Source organism: Nocardia sp. NPDC006044, from assembly GCF_042871115.1.
Taxonomy (GTDB): Bacteria; Actinomycetota; Actinomycetes; order Mycobacteriales; family Mycobacteriaceae; genus Nocardia.
In genome coordinates this window covers 336,924-354,462 of the sequence record NZ_JBIAID010000001.1, presented here as the reverse complement: position 1 = coordinate 354,462, position 17,539 = coordinate 336,924, and the positions used below count along the sequence as shown (strand labels likewise).

Below are 17,539 nucleotides of genomic sequence, written 5' to 3'. Positions count from 1 at the left end.
CCTCAATACAGATACGCCGCGGCAGTTCGCGGGACATCCAGAGTCGGGCTCATCGCGTCCGTCACCGGATCGACCTCGTCCTGACTCATGCCGGTCTGGGCATGAACTAAATGTTCCATTATTGGCACCACTTGCTTCATGTTTGCCACAATACTATAGTCTGTTTTGGAGCCAAGAACGAGGTAAAGCCCCGGTTGAACAGGAAAAACCGAGCAGCAATCAGCCGAAGAGGCCAAACCAGGTTCCACCGTTCGGCCATCGATAGCGAAACGGATATGTGCAGTATTGAATCTTCATCAACGACACCGAACACCACATTCGCGCTCATGACCGCACTCCACGCGATTGACGAATAGACCTCCCCCGGTGCCGGCCGCACCGGTCACCATCGAAGACCCGAAAGAACGCGCATGTTCAGACTGATCAGCCGCCGGCCGGCGAAGCCGAAAGCCGAGGACGCCGTCTCCCGGCCTGCACCGGCCGACGACGACCGCACCGCGGCGGACCCCCTGATCGATGGCGATACCGCCGTGTTCCGGCCGCTCCCCGCGGTCCGTAGCCGGCCGCGCTGGGGGCTGCGCGTCGTCGGCGCCGTCCTGATCCTCGGCGCGGTGGGCGGCTCGCTGGTCGTCGTGCACAACATGCGCGCCACCACCGATGTACTGGTGCTCGCCAAGGATGTAGCGCAGGGCCACAAGCTCACCGCCGACGACCTGAAGGTCACCACGGTCAACACCGACGCCGGTTTGCAAGTCGTCCCCCGAACGATGGAATATTCAGTGCTCGGCCTCGCCGCGGCCAGACCACTCGGCGCGGGTGATCTGCTGAACGCCAAGATGCTGGCCAACGCCGTGGTCCCCGGTGCCGATCAGACGCTGGTCGGCATCACCGTCGCCGCCGGCAAACTGCCCGCCACACCCCTGCTGCCCGGCGATCTGGTCCAGCTCGTGGACACCCCGCGCGACGGGGACAACGCGCCGGTGCAGGCTCCGATCACCTCGAATGCCCAGGTGGTGTCCGTCCGCCTCAATTCCTCGAATACCCAGACCACGACGGTCGACGTCATCGTCCCGCCGGCCGAGGCCAACTGGGTGGCGGCGCGTGCCGCGACCGGCAGGGTGGCGATCGTCCTCGATTCCAGAGTCAGGTGAACCTGTGTTTCTTGCACTGACCTCAGCGGTCGCCGCCCCGGGAACGTCGACTACCGCGCTCGGCCTCGCCCTGTGCGCGCCTACCGAGCACGCGCTCTATGTCGAAGCCGACCCGTGCGGCGGCAGCTTCCTGCACAGCCGGTATTTCCGTGCCGCGATCTCGCGCCGCAAGTCGATCGTGCGCCTCGCCGAGGCGGCGGATACCGGCAAGCTGGCGGAGAAGGTCCGCGAGCAGACCGAACCCGTGCCGCACACCGGCGTGCACGCGCTGACCGGTCTGTGGACTACTCGCCAGGCGATGGTGATGCGCACGGTGTGGGGACCGCTCGGCGGCTACCTCGCCGAAGTCGCCGAGGCCGGCGTGCCGGTCGTCGCCGATCTGGGCCGCTACGGACATCGTTACAGCGCAACGGATCTCATGGTCCAAGCGGACGTCGTCGCGGTGGTGACCCGGGCGACCCTGCCCGAGTTGACCATTCTCGCGGGCGTCCTGCCCGAGTTGCGCCGGGATCTCGAGAGCTGTGGTTCCGCCGCCGAACTGGGCGTCATCCTGGTCGGCTCGGCCTACCCGCCCGCCGAAGTGCGCCACGCCCTCCAGGTCGACGTGCTCGCCACCCTGCCCGACGACCCGAGGCACGCCGCGGTGTTCTCCGAGGGCGTGACCCTCAGCCGCCGCAAACAGGCCAGGTCGAGCTATCTTCGTGCGCTCCGGGACGCATGGAAAGCATTGGCAGACAACCATTTCGACAGCACCACGATCGGAACGGCATCGTGAGGCACCGGGCGAAGCCAGGCCCGGCGAGCGCTCCGATCACCTCGCTGTGGGCGCACCTGCAGGAGCTCGAGCCACGGGACACCGTCGCGCCCCGCGAAGTACCGGAGGAGTGCACAGCCGCACCAGGATCGACCAGTTGGCCCACCGACGAGACATCCGAACCCGGCTGGGAAGACGTAGCGGACAGCGCAGCACCGGAACCGGTACCCGGTGCCGGTCAGGCCCACAGCGACCTTCGGCGGCGCCTCATCGACGACGCCTCCGAACAGCTCTCCGCGCTGATCCGGGAGCGCCGCGACAACACCGGGGTCGCCGACCGGGTCGGAGCGGACGCCGACGACACGATCCGCACACTCGGCCGCACCATCATCGAACAACTCGTCGCCGACGAGGTCCGCGGCACTATCCAACGCGGCGAACCGACCCTGTCCGAGACCCAGCAGCGGGCGCTGATCAAAGCGGTCGAGGACCACATGTTCGGCCTCGGCCCGATCCAGCATCTCATCGACGAACCCGGCGTCACCGACATCATGATCAACGGTCCGCATGTGCGAGTCCTGTACCCGGACGGGCGATTCGAGACCCGGCCGCCCATCGCCGAGTCGGACGAGGAAGTCATCGACTGGCTGGTCACCCTGGCCCAGCGGGCCCGCGGCGGCGGGCGCCCGTTCTCCCCGGTGCATCCGCATCTGCGGCTGGATCTGCCGGGTCATATCCGCCTCACCGCGATGGCGTGGACGGTGCCGCGGCCGAACATCGCCATCCGCGTTCACCGGCTCACCACCGTGACCCTCGACGACCTGGTCGCCCGCGACATGCTGCCGTCCACGCTCGCTCGCATTCTCGCCGCCGCGACGAACGGCGGTGCGTCGCAGATGGTTTCGGGCCCGATGGGTGCCGGGAAAACGACCCTGCTGCGGGCGCTCGCGAACGCGCTGCCGCTCGAAACGCGCATCGGCACCGCGGAAACCGAACGGGAGCTCTATCTCCACGAGATGCCCGGGCGTGAGCCATATGTGGTGAGCGGCGAGGTGATCACCGGCGGCGGTGAACGCGACGACGCGACCGGGCGCCTGCGGGGCACGATCGACCTCTCCGATCTGCTCTACGTTTTCGTCCGCATGCAGCTCGAGGTGGTGATCGTCGGCGAGGTCGCGGGCCAAGAGATCATCAGCATGTTCAAGGCGATGCAATTCACCCCGTCATCCATGGCCAGCGTGCACGCCACCGACGCCAGAGCCGCGATCCACCGACTGGCCACCATCGCCCAGGAGATGCCCGGCATCACCGTCGAGTACGCCACCTCTCAGGTCGCCCATCACGTGGACCTGATCGTGCAGCTGGCCCGGATCACGGTGCGCGACCGGCACGGACAGATCACCGGAATGCGCCGTTTCGTCAGCGAGGTGGTCTATGTCGAACCAGGCGAATCCGACCTCGTCCCTGCGGTCACCTCCGTCTATCGCGGCAACCCGGACGGCACCGGCAGTTTCGGCTCGTTCCCGACCGCGCTGCGCAGCGCGCTGTTCGACGGCGGCCTCAGCGAGGCCGAAATACCGGTGTCCACCCTCGAATTCGCCGAGGCGCGATGATTCCCTACTACGCCGCCGCGATCGGATTGGAAATCGCACTGTTCGCGGGCTGCTACTGCCTGCATCGCAGTCGCCGCCCCGCGGTCACGCGACCGCGCGCTCAGCGTTCGGGCCTGCTCGAACGGACAACCCGGCTGCAGACACTCCAACTGGTGGCCGGACTGGGCGTCGGGGCGCTCGGCTGGCTGCTCACCGGCTGGTTCACCTGTCTGTTCGCCGGCCCCCTCGCCTTTGTGGTGCTGCCGCAGTTGTTCACGACGACGGCTGCGGCCGGGCAGATCGCCAGGCTGAACGCGCTCGAGGAATGGGTGCGCAACCTCGCGAGCACCGCGGCCGCGGGCAACGGCCTGGAGCAGGCGATCATGGCAACCGCGCGTTCGATCCCCGCGCCGCTGAGCACGGAACTGACCGCGTTGATCGCCCGGCTGCGGGCGAACGCACCGGTCAGTCCCGCACTGCGGCAATTCGCCGAGGACGTGAACGACGCGTCGGCCGACGGTGTGGTCGCCGCGTTGCTCCAGGCCGCGGCACTGCGCGGCAGTGGGTTGACGAAAGTGCTGGAGGGGCTGTCGATCTCCATCGCGGAGGACGTGCGGAACCGGAATCAGATCGAGGCGGAGCGCAAACAGACGACGACCAGCGCCCGGCTGTGCACGCTCATCATCATCGGCATGCTCGTGTACCTGTTCGTCGCCACGGACTACATGAGCGCCTATCGCACGTCGGGACTGCAGCCGTTGCTCATCGTGTTCTTGGCGATGTTCGCCGGGTTGATCCTGTGGATGCGGGCCATAGCCCGTCCTCGGCAACGGACCCGCTTCATCGCCATCCATGGCGAGCAGGGAGCCATCCGATGAAGGACATGTTGTGGATCGCCGCGTTTGCCGGCGCCGCCACGTTCGGCATCGTGATACTCGCCGCAACCATGCTGCGTTCCCGTCCGGCCTTACCCGACGCCGTCGATCGCATGACCACCCCGCCACCGGTAACGCCGGAGTCGGAACTGTTGCGGCCGAAGGACTTCAAGTCCAAGGTCGGTGTGCTGGTCGATCCATACCTGGCCCGCTATCCCTGGGCCCGCAGCCGTCCCGCCGACCTCCGAATCCTTCGCACCGATACCGCCCGCTATCTCGGTGACAAAACACTGTCGGCCCTCGCCGGTGTCGTCATGCCACCGATCGGCGCGCTGGCCGCGGCACAGTTCGGTGTTTCCGTCGCATGGGAACTCGTCGTGTTCGGCGCCGTGAGTCTCGGCGCGTTGTTGTTCGTGGCGCCGGACATCGAGATCCGCCGGAAGGCGGCGACCGCCCGCCGGGAGTTCGCCGAGCATCTCCAGGTCTACCTCGACCTGGTCACGCTCAACCGGATCAGCGGCGTCGGCGCGATGCAGAGCCTCGAACGCGCCGCCCTGGTCGGCGACAGCTGGGTTTTTCGTCGGCTGACCGAGTTGCTGCAGCGCGCACAGCTCGCCGGGCAGACGCCGTGGAACGCGATGACCGAACTGGCCGAACAACTCTCGATACCGCAGCTCGCCGATCTCGGGGACATCATGACCGTGTCCGGGGAAAGCGGCGCGAGTGTTGCCGACAATCTCCGCGCACGGAGCAGGGCTCAACGCCACGAAATGATCTCTGCCGAGTTGAGCGACGCCGAGATCGCCTCGGAGAAGTTGCGCATTCCCAATGCGGGAATGGCCATCGTGCTGGTCGCGATCGTTCTTGTCCCCGCGATCACCAACGTGATGACAACCTGAAGCGCCCCTTTGAATTTCCGCAGAAAAATCGAGAAAGGGAAACAAATGACTCTCCGTACCGCACAGAAAACCATTGCCGGACTGAAGTTTTCGACTTGCCTCGTCGTTCTCCTATGCGCTGGCTACGCCGCTCGATTGACCGACCGCGCATACGCGAGCCGGGACCAGCGTGACCGCGGCGAAGTGGTGGAAAAAGTGATCCTGGTCGCTCTCCTGTCAATTTCCGCACTAGCATTGGCGACCTTTATCGCCGCCAAAGTATTGGCACGCCAGAGCCAGATTCAATGAGTAACGCCTCGCCGGCGCGATGGACCGATGATCGAGCCTCCGTGCTCGAAACGGTCATCATCACCCCGGTCGTCTTGCTGCTGTTCTTCACCGCGGTTCAAGCTGCGTTCTATTTCCATGCCAGGAACGTCGCGACCACGGCAGCATCGATCGGGGCCGACGGGGCCGGATCGGAATACGGCCTGAACGCGCTCGGCGAGGCACTCGCGTACTCCTACATCGCCAGAACCGCCCCCACCACCCTCCGGTCGCCCATCGTGGCGATCGATCGAACTCCGCGCGCAGTGTCGGCGCACGTTGTGGGCCAACCCATTCGGCTGATTCCGTTCCTGAATCTCACCGTCACGGTCGATGAGACACGGCCGATCGATCGGACCACCGCGCCAGGGGACCTGGAATGACCGGGCAATCGGCCAGGCCCCGCGACGCTGACCGCGGCGCCGTCTTGGAGCAGGCCATCATCACCCCAGCGATACTGCTGCTGATCGCGGTGATCATCGTCGGAGGCCGCGTCACGTACGCCCATGGCAAGGTCGAACTCGCTGCCGCGGCCGCGGTGCGTACCGCCTCGCTGGCGCGCACCGGACCCGAATCGGTCGCCGACGCGGAGCGGGTCGCCCGGCAAGACCTGATCGCCCGTGGTCTCGACTGCGTCGGCGGACCCACTGTCATTACCGACGCGTCCGGATTCGCTACTCCGCCTGGCACTCTGGCGGCAGTCACCACGACGGTCACCTGCGTCGTCTCGCTCGACGCACTGCTGCTGCCCGGAATCAGCGGCACCCGGGTCATCACCGCGACCGACACCGCGCCGATCGACACCTTCCGGGAGCGTGCCCGATGAGCCCCCGTCACAGTGACGAAGCGTCCTTCTTGCTGTGGTGGGCGATCGTCATGGTCGCGGGCATCGCCGTCCTCGGCTTGGTCGTAGACGGCGGCGGCAAGATCAAAACGGGTCAGCGGGCCCAGGCGGTCGCCGAGGAAGCAGCCCGCGCCGGCGCGCAGGGCATCGTCATTCCCCTGGCCAAAGAGGGGAAAGGCGTTGTGCTGAACCCGATTACCGCTGTCTCGTACGCCGAGCAGTACCTGCAAAGGGTAGGCGTCGCCGGCACCGCGGTCCCCACCGGTCCGACCACGATCGAGGTCGACACCACGATGAACTACCAGCCCAAAATCCTCGGCATGTTCGGCATCGGTCCGCAGACGATGACCGGTCACGCCAGTGCCCGGATCAATCAGACCAATACCGGACTACCCGGAGAGAGGTGAGCAACGATGCTCGGATCGATGCCCTTCGCGCGCGTCGCGGGCGGACTGACCGTGGCCGGGCTCCTGGCCGGCTGCAACCATGTCGCCGCGGGCGACCTGCCCGCTCACAGTAGCGGTCTATCGGGACCGCGGTCGGTCGGGCAGTCCCCCGAACAGCAGGCCAACGACCAGGCGCACGCCGCGCTCACGAACTACTACACCCTCGTGAATCGGCTGGCGAGCACCCCGGACGCCGATCCGGCCCAGCTGAGTTCGGTGGCGACAGCGGACCAGATCGGGCCGGCCGAGCAGATGATCGACGAGCAACGACGCGGCGGATCGCCGCTGACACTCCTCGCCAGCCGCCCCACCGATTACCACATACCCAAGGACCCGACCACGGGCGGCCCGACCCCGGGAAAGGCGTCCCTCGACCTCGACACCTGCGTCCGCGGCGTGCCCGACAAGGCCGTGTCCGGCGACACCGCGCAGGAGGTACGCACCACGATGGAGAACCCGCAATGGCCGGACCCGGCCGGCTGGCGAGTCGCGCAGACCATGCACGTGCCCGGAGCAGGTTGCGATGATTCGCCGTTCTGAGCGCGCCCGCCGCCGTGCCCTGCTCGCCACGATGCTGATCGGGACCGTGGCGATCGGCACCGGTTGCGCCGGTTCCGGTCACCGCGGGCACCTCGATCTGCCCGGCGGTGGTCGCCTTTTCGGCGGCAACGACGACCCGGCGCGGTCGGTCGAACGTGCGAAATCGGACGCCGTCGCCAAGGCCAAGGAGTTCTACGCGACCTGGAGCCGACTCGAGGACAACCCAGCGGTCCCGGTCGATGCTTTGCGTTCGGCGGCGGCGGACCCGGTACTGACGGCGTGGACCAACGACATCATCGTGCGCCGGGCGAATGGGGTCCGCGGCGAGGGCGCGATCCGGGTGCTGCACGCGAACGCCACCGACGCGAGTATCGATCCGAAGGCATGGGTCCATGTCACCGCGTGCCTGGACCTTTCCGGCCTGACGTGGACGAAACGCGACGGCTCCCCGGACTACGACGAACACCGCCCCGCACAGGTTCGCGCCGACCTGACCGTCCGCAACGCGAGCTTCCCTGACCCCAACGGGTGGCGGGTGACGAGCGACTCCGCGCCGCGCTACGCACCGTGTCAACCATGACCCGCACGAAGGGAACGGCTATGCGCCCGCTGACCCACCGCAGCCTATTCGTGTCGATGTGCCTCGGGCTGTCATTCGCACTGGGTCCGAACCCGATTCCCGCCACCGCCGATCCCGATCCACGGGACGGCGGAGTAGACGTCGCTCCGCGCACCGACCGAGCCGGTGCGGCCACGGTCCACCCGCCCGTGGAGTCGGCCGGCGCCATGCCCGCGGAGGCGGCAGCGTTCAAACGCAGGCTGGATGACGCGGTTGCCGCGCTGAAAGGCAAGCTCACCGACGCCGAGAACATCCTGAACACGCTGCAAGCCGCCGAAAAAGCCAAAGAGAAGTTCGATAAGGCGTTGCAAGAGTTCGGCCTCGGCGGGCACTGGGTCTGGGACGTACCGGGCGATATCGCCGGCTGGCTGAACGGGCTCGAGCCGCCGAAGCTCGCTTTCGCGCCGGGGACCGCGGACACCGGCCACGCCGGGGTGGTCGGATTGCAAGCGTGGGCATGGTTCGATCAAGCGCACATTCGCGAGACGACGGTCGGCCCGAGGCACGATGTGATCGCCAAGAGCCTGCTCTTCGGTGCCTGGAAAACGCAAGGGACAGCACATCTTCGAGCGGTCGCGGTCAATTGGGGCGACGGATCGCTGCCCTCGGTGTGCGCCAATCCGACGCCGTGGCGCACCGCCCAGCCGTTCTTGCCGTACGAGGGCGGATACGACCTGTGGCGGCAACCGGGGCAGGGCGATACCGCATCACCGAGTTGTGGCCATTTCATCGGCAAGAGCAGCACTGCCGAACCGGGCGGAACTTTCGAGGTGACCGCGGTGAGTATCTGGACCGTCTCGATCTCGCACTATTGGTTCTTCGGTGTGGACACCCCGAAAGTCTACGAAATCCCTTGGGCGACCCTCTCCAAATACCGGATGCGGATCGGCGAGGCACAGGCGTTGGACACGGTCGATCCAGGTGGCCGGCGGTGAGCGGCGCCCGGATCCTGCGCTGGCTCATCACATCGACCTGTGTGCTGTTGGCGATCGCCCTGTGCCCTGCGGCAAACGCCGAGCCCGGCCAACCCGACGGTGGTCCGGATGTGGCGAGCGGCACCAGTGGGGCCGGGGCGAATACCGTGCTGCGACAAGATCCACAAGCACTGGCGGCCGTGCTGAAAAAGGACCCGAAGCTGGGCATCATCTGGATCTGGCAAGTGAAGAAAGTGATCGAGGAATGGCTGGATCTGGAAGCTCCGCCGATGTGCTTTGCACCGGGCACGGCCGACAACGGTCAAACCGGCGTCGTAGGTCTCCATTCGTGGGCATGGATTTGCCCGGATCAGATCCGCAAATCGACGGTGGGCCCGAAGTACCTGTCACTGAGTAACATCCTCGGGCTCTACGGCATCAATCTGCAGGCCTACAACCCTCTGGTCGGCATCGACTGGGGTGACGGTTCGCCGCCATCGGTGTGTCCCAACCTGGATCCCTTGGTGGTCGAGCAACCGTTCGCGCCGTATAACGGCAGCTTGGACGCACTGTCACAGCCGGGTGCCGGCGACGTTCCGTCCCCCTCCTGCGGCCACTTCATCGGTAAAAGCAGTGCCACTGCACCGAACGGGACCTTTACCGTAACTGCCACAAGTGCCTGGGTGGTCTACGCGCAAGTGTGGGTCGACATCTTCGGCTACATCCTGCAATTGCCGTTCGTCGTGCCGTGGCCGAAGATGTCCACCTACCAGCAGCGGATCGGAGAGGCGCAGGCCCTCGACACGATCCCCGTACCGCGATGAGCGGATACCGCGGTAGCCCGGACCGGCTCCTGGCCGCCCGGGTGCTCGCGGTGCTCACGCTGGCCGTCGCCGTGCCGTCGGCCCAGTGGTGGTGGCACCCATCGAGGCCGGTAGTACTCGTCGTGGCGGCGGTGGCCGGCCTGGTATCGGCCCCGTTGGTCACACCCGTGGTGGATCGCTGGTGCGCCCGGGTAGCGATCGTCGTCAACGCTCCGCGCTGGTGGATCGCGCCGACGAATGCCGCGCTCTGGGCCGGCGGGGCAGTGGTGGCCGGACCGCAGCCGTACGTCGCGGCATGGCTCACGCTGAGCACTTTCGCCGTGTGGGCGAGCTGGATTGATCTGCACACGCATCGAATTCCCAACGCCTCGAGCCGAACCAGCGCGTTGCTGGTCTCGATCTTGCTGTCCGGGGCGGCGTACATCACCGGTGAACCCGGTGCGCTGGTGCGAGCGCTCACCGCGGCGTTGGTCACCTTCGGTGGATTGTTCACCTTGGCGACCATCACCCGCGGGCAGGTCGGCATGGGTGACGCGTGGTTCTGCGTCCCGCTCACGCTCGTCTGCGGCTATGTGGCGTGGGAACGCGTCGGTGCCGCGCTGTTCGCCGCGCTGCTCTTGATGTTTCCGGTGGCCTGGCTACGGGTCACGATCGGCAGGGCCGGCGGATATCTGGCGGCCGGCCCGTACCTGCTGGCGGGAACTGTTGTCGCGCTGGCGGATTCACCGACTCTATCGACAGCGGTCGTGGCCGTGACAGTGCTCTCGATGCTCGCCGGGGTCACGGTCCTGATCACCCGGCTCGGCGTCGGCGCCGCGGCCCGCGTCACGCGACGACGCCTCCCGCGGGCAGTTGCGCCGCCATCCCCTCGACACCGCCCCGGCGGACCCGATTCACCTTGGCCATCAAGGCGATAGAACCCATCAGAAAGGAGCCGTCGTCATGGCGCGCTGCCACACATCCACCAGGCTGCGACACGCAGGGAAGGCCCTGGGCCTCGCCGTCGCGTTCGTTGTTCTGGCCGCGGCGACCGCACCCGGAGCATCGGCCGCACCGCTACCGGAGCGGTACCGGTTCCTCACCGGGGTAGCTGACGAGCTCAGGAATCCAGGCGGTAGTCAGCCGGGCACCAACGACTTCGGCTGCGTCCCACCGGCGGCACATCCCAACCCGGTGGTGCTGGTGCACGGCACCGGCGGATCACGCCAGACCAACTGGTCCACCTATGCCCCCATGCTGAAGAATCAGGGGTACTGCGTGTTCGCGCTGACCTACGGGACACTGCCGGGCCCGTGGCCGCTCACCTCGCTGGGCGGGATGGCCCGGATGGAGGACAGCGCAGCCCAATTGGGCGCGTTCGTGGACCGTGTACTCGCGGCTACCGGCGCCGCCAAGGTCGATATAGTCGGTCACTCCCAGGGCACCCTGATGCCCGACTACTACGCCAAATACCTCGGCGGGGCATCCAAGATCGGGAAATACGTTGCGCTCGGGCCGGTTTGGCACGGCGCGGGTCTGCTCGGCTACGACGTGCTCACGCCATTCGCCCGCGGTCTCGGCATTCCCGACGGAAAGCTGCCGGTCTGCGCCGCCTGCGGACAACTCGCGCCGGACTCGGCATTCATCGCCGCGATCAACGCGAACGGCGGACCGTACGTACCGGGTATCGAATACGTGAATATCATTACCCGGCTGGATGATCCGTTTGTCGGCGAGATGCCGAGCGGACCGAACGTCCGCAACATCGTCGTCCAGGAGGGGTGTCCCATCGATGTGGTCGACCATGCCAATCTCGCCGGATCCCGGCGTGCGGCGGTCATGGTGTCGAATGTGCTCGACCCGGCGCATCAGCGAGCGGTGCCCTGTCAGCAAGCCGTGCCACTCTTGGGGACGATTCCCTGACCAGACGGCCGATCCGGGCAATAGCCATCGGGTCGGCGGCTTGATTCAGGACGTCGCCGACGCGGACCGATTACGTCCGTCGCGACGCGCGCGCTTGGGCGCGGTCATGCAATACCCGATGAGGCCGGACAGTGAATACAACACGATGACGGCGAGCGAGATCGGCCAGTCCAGCCGCTGCCGCATAGCGGCCACGTCACCATGCGCGAGATGGCTCGCGATGCGCAGCGCGTTGTTGACCACGCCCAGGAGCGCGGCCGAACCGAGCGCGAGCAGCGCCAGCCGAATCTTGGCGGGCACGCGCACGACCACGATCGTCAGCACGATCGCGAGATGAGCGAGCAGCCCGGTGGTGGCGGCCACGTACGAATAGGCCGTCGCGGGCCCGCCGAGGTCGCCGACGTAGCGCACCGGAGTGGTCGGCGCGTTCGAGATCGACCAGAGAATGACCATCACCAGCGCGGCCGCGACCACCCCCCGCGCGATCCAGGGAACAACGAAATCCAGACCCCAGGCACGCGCGACCAGGACTCCGATGTAGCAGGCGGCCGTGGCGACCAGGAGATCACCGAGTAGATCGGTGAAGTTGGCCAGGTGGATGTCCGCAGCGGATTGCGAATCCAGCCAGCTACTATCCAGCATGGCCGGATGCCGAAGGGCGATACCGAGTACGAGCAGGGTCAACGCGACGGTGAACGGGCGCGATTGCGGCACCCCGCGCCACCTGGTGAGCCGCAGCCCCACCATGATCGCCGCGAAAACGAAGCATCCGATCTCGATTACGCTCAAGTAAGCAACCCTTCCGCGATACTCGTGTCCCGCCGCCAACGCCGACGCTGCGCCCCCGATTCGGTGGTGTTCTGGTTCTCGGCATCCGACCGCAAACGCTCCTTCTCGCGGCGGACCAGTTCCTCCAGCAGTTGCAGATGCGTGGCGGAACGCAGCGGCGCGCTGGCCGCGGCGCGCAGCGCCTCACCCTCCTCGATGAGCCCCGCCGCCACCAGGCCGTCCACCGGGTTGACGCCGTAGGCCCTGGCGAAATCGATCACCGTTTCGGCCACCGGCGGGTCACTGTCGCGCAGGTGCCTGCCTACCCGGTTATTGCCGATCCCCATACGCGCCGCAATAGCCCGTTCACTATCACCGCCCGCTACACTGTTACGCCATTCGAGAAATCGTTCCATGCGCTCGCTCACGGGTCATAGTGTTCCAGACTCGGGACGCACGTGAGTTGCGGGCGGGTGCCGACACACCGCCGGGATCCCATTCTTCCCGTCCGGCAGCATCACCCGACGAGCGCCCGACCCGGAGCAGCGCACGTATTCGCCGCGGGCACGCCGGCGAACCGGTCATCCAACCATCGCATCGCGGGATCAAGGCCGACGAGCTCGGCCGCGACATGCTCGACCACCGGATATTTCACATATGTCACATCCAGCCCTTTTCCGCAGTACGTGGAAACCAGGTCGTCGATGCCCTGGATCGGCGCGATCTCGTCATCGATCGCCATGAACAGATACACCGGCGTAGCCGGCGTGCCGTAATTGCCCGCCCGCAGCGACTCGAGCACGGGGGCGACCGCCGGTTCGGCGAGCGGCCAGGCCCGATTCACCGAGTAGTCCTGCACCGAGGTAAATCCATAGCTCGCAAGGACTTCGGCGGCACAAAGCCCGCCCAGCCGCGCACCGAGGCCCGGATCCGAATAAAGCGCGGGAATATTCAGTTCCGGGTAGGCGCGCGCGATTCCGAACGACGACGACAGGTTGATGCCCGCGAACGGCCCGCCGTTCATCAGGGTGGCCGCGCTGGCCATATCCGCAGGCAGGCCGCCCGCCACGGTGCCCACCAGATTCAGCTCGGGTGCGTAGTCCGGAGCCAGTTCCGCCGCGAATTCCGCACCGCGGGCACCACCCGAGTAGCCGAAGACCCCGACCGCGGTGCCGGCGCCCGGCAGCTCGGCCGGCCCGAAATTCTCGGCGGCCCGAATGCCGTCGAGGACGCTACGGCCTTCCACATAACCCGCGGCGAACTGGTTGAACGGACCGAGGTTGTCGGGCACCACCACCGTCAGGCCGCGATCGACGAGATCGGCAACATTCCGGAGCTCGGTGATCATCCCGGTCGTGCTCTGATACGGCAGGCCCGCACGCAGCTGATAGGACGGATTGCACCGGGAGTCGAGCGCATCGATCCACGGAATGTAGGCGAACAGCCTGCCCGGAATCGAGTTCCGCGGCTTGATGACAGTTGCCATGGCCGTCCACGGATTGCCTTGGGTGTCTTGGCTTACGTACTTCAACTGCCAGGCGGTGTATTGCTGCTTGGCGAGGAAGCCGTCCAGGGTCACCATCCGGCTGTCGACGACCGCACCCATCTCGGCATCCGCCAATGATTGCGGCTGCGCGTAGAACGGGTCATCCACCGGGTACGGCGGCAATCCGGGCTGCGCACTGCTGTGCGGCACGCCGACCAGGCCGGAACATATCGCCAAAGCAGCAACAAACGGTGCGACAATGCGATAGCACGTCATCTTGCTTTTACAACGTAGGGTCACGATATCCTTCTACGACACGCTGCGGTTACGCGCGGACATCGTCAACTCGATGCGCACGCTCACCCCAGGTTGTTGATATCAGGTACAGCCGATCCGGGCCGCCTGCTGTCCGATTACAGTCGAGTTGCCGTGCGCTTCACCCTTTTCCGTCTGTTCGCCGCCGGACCGGAGCGGAAAAATACGTAGCGCTCAGGCCAGGATTACTGTCGAGATGAGCAATTCGCCAATGCTCGTTGCGGGTGAGCAGCAGGCGGCGAGCGAGATATTCGCGCACATACCGTCGGCGGACCCGGATACCGATATCCTGGGCGGTGATCGTGATAGCTCGTTCCGAAGCCGCCGCACTCGGCAGTCTCCGGTTCCGCATCACACTGTTGGGCGTCAGCATTATCCGGGTCAGCAGCACTGCGGAGTCATAGGCGTTTTCCGCACACCGGAGGTCGCCTTCGCGTATTGCGCGTAAGAGCAAACTATGCGTGGTAACCAGCAACTGCCCGGAGACATCCCGGGTGGCGGAGGGGGCGGCCCCCACCTCGCCGGCGATCACGACCGGCCCCTGTTCGGCGGTGCCGAACAACACGGCCGACCAGATGTCGATGAGCGCGGTCGCCGCCGGTCCGCGCAGGCGTTGCCGGCATTCGATCACCGCCGCCACTTCGTCGGCGCTGGCGACAGCGGCGAAGTCGAACAGCTCGGCCATGCCGCTGAAGTGAAAGTAGAAGACCTCACGGGAGATCTGGGATCGCACCAAGAAGTCGTCGACCGCGATCTGCTTGGAGCGCAGCTGCAAGGCCAGGCCGACGCCGCGCGCGGCCAACTCGTCACGCGTGATGGACATCCGATTCCGCATCCACTCGCCCCTTAACCATCCAGCCTCGGGCGTGCGCGGTCCAGCCGCAGCCCGATCCGACCGAACACTCGTGTCAATATTGCAACGTATAGTTGCAAATGCTTATCAATGTGTCAAATATGCGCCGGCGTGCGGCGTGCCATCAGACGCGAAAAGCCGCTCAAGGCAAGGTAAATTCGCAGAACAGCACATGTTTTCCGGGCCTACCCTCGCCACGGAAGGCCACATCCACCGAATCGATTACGAGCAGGAATGTTGCATATAAGCAACATAGCGTGCTAAGTTGAAGCAGAGCAAAGCCCCCATATCTTCACGGGCGGAGCAAGGGTTCAGGCGACCTGCTACTCGGATGCCCGTCGGGATGGCGCCGAGAGCCGAGAGCTCGGATAACTCCGGGTACGCCGAATCGCCGTCCGTGATCAGCCGGCTCGGAGCGCTGAATCCCCCACAGCGCTCCGAGCCGGCACATGCCACGAGCACCTGCGCGCACGGCAAAGGAGCCTCTGAACACGATGCGGCCAGATCACACCTTCCCGGCCGTGGACCCCCGCTCGCGGATCGGATCTCGTGCCCAGGTGCGTCGCGCGCGTATCGCACGCCGGCGAGCGGAGCGGGCACGCAAGGTACGCCGTACGGTCAAGGCCTTCGCCCTCACCCTGTCGGCGGCCATCCTGGTGACAACCGGAATGAGCTGGAAGGTCGCCGATCAGTTCGACAAGGGCTTCATCAGATCGGACGCCCTGTCCGCGGACGCTGCGCGCTCGCTCGACGGCGATATGAACATCCTCCTGATCGGCCTGGATACCCGGAAGGGCCCGGACGGGGCCGAGTTGTCCCCGGAAGTCCTGGCCCAGTTGCACGCGGGCAGTGGCGACAACGGCGGCTACAACGCCAACACGTTGATCTTGGTTCACCTGGCCGCGGACCTCGGGAAGGTCACCGCCTTCTCCATTCCGCGCGACGATTTCGTCCCGGTTCACGACATCCCCGGCTACCGGAAGGCGAAGATCAAAGAGTCCTACGGACTGAAGAAGGCCGCCGTCCAAGACCAGATGATCGCCGCCGGCGAACACGACGCACGCGCGCTGGAACGCGCGGGCCGCGAGGCCGGACGAGCGTCGATGGTGCGAACCGTCCGCGATCTGACCGGGGTGCCGATCGACCGCTTCGCGGAGGTGACCCTCGCTGGATTCTATGATCTCGCAAAGGCTTTGGGCGGGGTCGAGGTCTGCTTGCGACATCCGGTGCACGACCTCGCGTACTCCGGCGCCGATTTCCCCGCGGGCAGGCAGCGGCTCGACGCCGCCCAATCGCTGGCCTTCGTCCGGCAGCGACACGGCCTCGAGCACGGAGATCTGGACCGCACCCATCGCCAGCAGGCGTTTCTCACATCCGTCGCAATGGAGTTGCGCAAGGCGGGAACCTTCGCCGACCTGAAGAAGCTCTCCGCACTCATGCGGGTGGCCCACGACAATATCGTGCTGTCCGACGGATGGGACGTGACCGAGTTCCTGACCACGCTCAACGACAAGGACTTGGACGTCGAGTTCCGTACGTTGCCGATCCTTCGATATGACGTCGTCGACGGTCAGGACGTCAATATCGTGGACCCGGCCGAGATTCGACGCACTGTGCGCTCCGCCTTCGGTGCGGCCGAAACCTCCGAGCCGATACCCGCGAGCACCGTCGATGTCGTCAACGCCGGACACGTAATCGGTGCGGCGGCGTCCCTGTCAGCGGCGCTCTCGGCGCACGGCTACGGCATCGGCACGACCGGTAATGGCGTCGGCAGCACCTCACTGGTCCGTTATCCGCCCGGCGCTTCGTCCGACGCTCGCCACCTGGCCGACCTGCTCGGTCTACCCATGACGGAGACGAGCAGCGTGCCCGAAGGCCATGTGGAAGTCGTTCTCGCCGACGACTTCGAGCCGCCCGCCGGCCTCACCTCCCGAGCGGACAGCGCGATCGTCCCACCCGCGCCCGCCACGGGCGAATCCCTCGGTGCCCGGATAGCCGACACAGCGATTCCCTGCGTGAACTGAACAGAGTTCGGATCAGCCGAATGCATCCAGTTTCGGGACATAAGAAATCACAATGGCAACGCTGGATACGACGTCTACGCCGAGAAGTACCGAGAAACAGCAACTTAGATGCGCCTCAATCCACCGCACAGCTTGACATGCTGAATCTAATCTGCAACATTAATCATGCATAATGAAACACCATGATGACGCGGGACTCGTCCCGCACCCTTTGCCACCAATACCCACAGCTTGCGCGGTCCCGCCGGACGATAGTCCCGCCGCTCGGCGGGCCGACGCAGCGACCGTCGTCGCGCAGTAGGTGAACGGACCCGATCTGACTATCGGTTCCGGCCCGCCAGGTACCTTCCTCTTCCCTGGCTCCCGCCCCTGCCGCAGCTCGACGGTCGACGATGTGCGGGAGTGCACCCCTCCCCCTCCCCCAGAA

General features: G+C 66.1%; 21 protein-coding genes. 16 read left to right on the top strand and 5 right to left on the bottom strand.

All coding sequences use genetic code 11. The features are described from left to right. Positions 1-2 precede the first annotated feature (2 nt). Positions 3-140 (bottom strand): hypothetical protein, encoded by a 138-nt coding sequence (locus ACFYO1_RS01715; RefSeq protein ID WP_387226134.1) that lies wholly within the window; start codon positions 138-140, stop codon positions 3-5. A gap of 270 nt (positions 141-410) precedes the next feature. On the opposite strand from ACFYO1_RS01715, the gene ACFYO1_RS01710 reads away from it, so the two are divergent. The 15 genes from ACFYO1_RS01710 to ACFYO1_RS01640 are packed head-to-tail and all read left to right on the top strand — an operon-like array spanning position 411 to position 11,666. After that, positions 411-1,151, top strand: a complete 741-nt coding sequence (locus ACFYO1_RS01710) for an SAF domain-containing protein (RefSeq protein WP_387226132.1) — start codon at positions 411-413, stop codon at positions 1,149-1,151. Between the two features lie 4 nt (positions 1,152-1,155). Then, positions 1,156-1,926, top strand: coding sequence for a hypothetical protein (locus ACFYO1_RS01705; protein WP_387226130.1), 771 nt, complete (start codon positions 1,156-1,158; stop codon positions 1,924-1,926). Beyond that, entirely contained in the window at positions 1,923-3,518 is a 1,596-nt protein-coding gene (locus tag ACFYO1_RS01700) for a CpaF family protein (RefSeq protein ID WP_387226128.1), read from the top strand. The genes ACFYO1_RS01705 and ACFYO1_RS01700 overlap by 4 nt, the downstream gene beginning before the upstream one ends. Next, complete coding sequence (locus ACFYO1_RS01695; RefSeq protein ID WP_387226126.1) at positions 3,515-4,375, top strand: type II secretion system F family protein; 861 nt, start codon at positions 3,515-3,517, stop codon at positions 4,373-4,375. Before ACFYO1_RS01700 ends, ACFYO1_RS01695 begins: the two co-directional genes overlap by 4 nt. Further along, entirely contained in the window at positions 4,372-5,271 is a 900-nt protein-coding gene (locus ACFYO1_RS01690; protein ID WP_387226124.1) for a type II secretion system F family protein, read from the top strand. The genes ACFYO1_RS01695 and ACFYO1_RS01690 overlap by 4 nt, the downstream gene beginning before the upstream one ends. Before the next feature lie 45 nt (positions 5,272-5,316). Next, entirely contained in the window at positions 5,317-5,559 is a 243-nt protein-coding gene (locus ACFYO1_RS01685; protein ID WP_387226122.1) for a hypothetical protein, read from the top strand. 41 nt (positions 5,560-5,600) lie between these two features. After that, positions 5,601-5,960, top strand: a complete 360-nt coding sequence (locus ACFYO1_RS01680; RefSeq protein WP_387226121.1) for a TadE family protein — start codon at positions 5,601-5,603, stop codon at positions 5,958-5,960. Then, positions 5,957-6,403, top strand: coding sequence for a TadE/TadG family type IV pilus assembly protein (locus ACFYO1_RS01675; RefSeq protein WP_387226120.1), 447 nt, complete (start codon positions 5,957-5,959; stop codon positions 6,401-6,403). The genes ACFYO1_RS01680 and ACFYO1_RS01675 overlap by 4 nt, the downstream gene beginning before the upstream one ends. Further along, positions 6,400-6,828, top strand: coding sequence for a Tad domain-containing protein (locus ACFYO1_RS01670; protein ID WP_387226118.1), 429 nt, complete (start codon positions 6,400-6,402; stop codon positions 6,826-6,828). Before ACFYO1_RS01675 ends, ACFYO1_RS01670 begins: the two co-directional genes overlap by 4 nt. Positions 6,829-6,834: 6 nt before the next feature. Beyond that, complete coding sequence (locus tag ACFYO1_RS01665; protein ID WP_387226116.1) at positions 6,835-7,407, top strand: hypothetical protein; 573 nt, start codon at positions 6,835-6,837, stop codon at positions 7,405-7,407. Further along, a complete protein-coding gene (locus tag ACFYO1_RS01660) occupies positions 7,391-7,987 on the top strand; it encodes a hypothetical protein (protein ID WP_387226115.1) in 597 nt (198 codons plus the stop codon). Before ACFYO1_RS01665 ends, ACFYO1_RS01660 begins: the two co-directional genes overlap by 17 nt. Beyond that, positions 7,984-8,961 carry a hypothetical protein gene (locus ACFYO1_RS01655; RefSeq protein ID WP_387226113.1) on the top strand — a complete coding sequence of 326 codons (978 nt, stop codon included), beginning with the start codon at positions 7,984-7,986 and terminating at the stop codon, positions 8,959-8,961. The genes ACFYO1_RS01660 and ACFYO1_RS01655 overlap by 4 nt, the downstream gene beginning before the upstream one ends. Continuing rightward, complete coding sequence (locus ACFYO1_RS01650; protein ID WP_387226111.1) at positions 8,958-9,764, top strand: hypothetical protein; 807 nt, start codon at positions 8,958-8,960, stop codon at positions 9,762-9,764. The genes ACFYO1_RS01655 and ACFYO1_RS01650 overlap by 4 nt, the downstream gene beginning before the upstream one ends. Next, positions 9,761-10,681, top strand: coding sequence for a prepilin peptidase (locus ACFYO1_RS01645; protein WP_387226109.1), 921 nt, complete (start codon positions 9,761-9,763; stop codon positions 10,679-10,681). Before ACFYO1_RS01650 ends, ACFYO1_RS01645 begins: the two co-directional genes overlap by 4 nt. Positions 10,682-10,706: 25 nt before the next feature. Continuing rightward, positions 10,707-11,666 carry an esterase/lipase family protein gene (locus ACFYO1_RS01640; RefSeq protein ID WP_387226108.1) on the top strand — a complete coding sequence of 320 codons (960 nt, stop codon included), beginning with the start codon at positions 10,707-10,709 and terminating at the stop codon, positions 11,664-11,666. A 45-nt stretch (positions 11,667-11,711) separates the two neighbouring features. On the opposite strand, the gene ACFYO1_RS01635 is transcribed toward ACFYO1_RS01640, so the two are convergent. The 4 genes from ACFYO1_RS01635 to ACFYO1_RS01620 all read right to left on the bottom strand — a co-directional run bounded on the left by ACFYO1_RS01635 (position 11,712) and on the right by ACFYO1_RS01620 (position 15,037). Continuing rightward, positions 11,712-12,455: a hypothetical protein gene (locus ACFYO1_RS01635; RefSeq protein ID WP_387226106.1), complete on the bottom strand. Its 744-nt coding sequence runs from the start codon at positions 12,453-12,455 to the stop codon at positions 11,712-11,714. Beyond that, positions 12,452-12,862 (bottom strand): hypothetical protein, encoded by a 411-nt coding sequence (locus tag ACFYO1_RS01630; protein ID WP_387226105.1) that lies wholly within the window; start codon positions 12,860-12,862, stop codon positions 12,452-12,454. Before ACFYO1_RS01630 ends, ACFYO1_RS01635 begins: the two co-directional genes overlap by 4 nt. 89 nt (positions 12,863-12,951) lie before the next feature. Then, a complete protein-coding gene (locus ACFYO1_RS01625) occupies positions 12,952-14,157 on the bottom strand; it encodes a lipase family protein (protein WP_387226103.1) in 1,206 nt (401 codons plus the stop codon). A 199-nt stretch (positions 14,158-14,356) separates the two neighbouring features. Then, positions 14,357-15,037: a hypothetical protein gene (locus tag ACFYO1_RS01620; RefSeq protein WP_387226102.1), complete on the bottom strand. Its 681-nt coding sequence runs from the start codon at positions 15,035-15,037 to the stop codon at positions 14,357-14,359. A gap of 545 nt (positions 15,038-15,582) precedes the next feature. Here ACFYO1_RS01620 and ACFYO1_RS01615 point away from each other — a divergent pair. Then, a complete protein-coding gene (locus ACFYO1_RS01615) occupies positions 15,583-17,112 on the top strand; it encodes an LCP family protein (RefSeq protein WP_387226101.1) in 1,530 nt (509 codons plus the stop codon). Positions 17,113-17,539 lie beyond the last annotated feature (427 nt).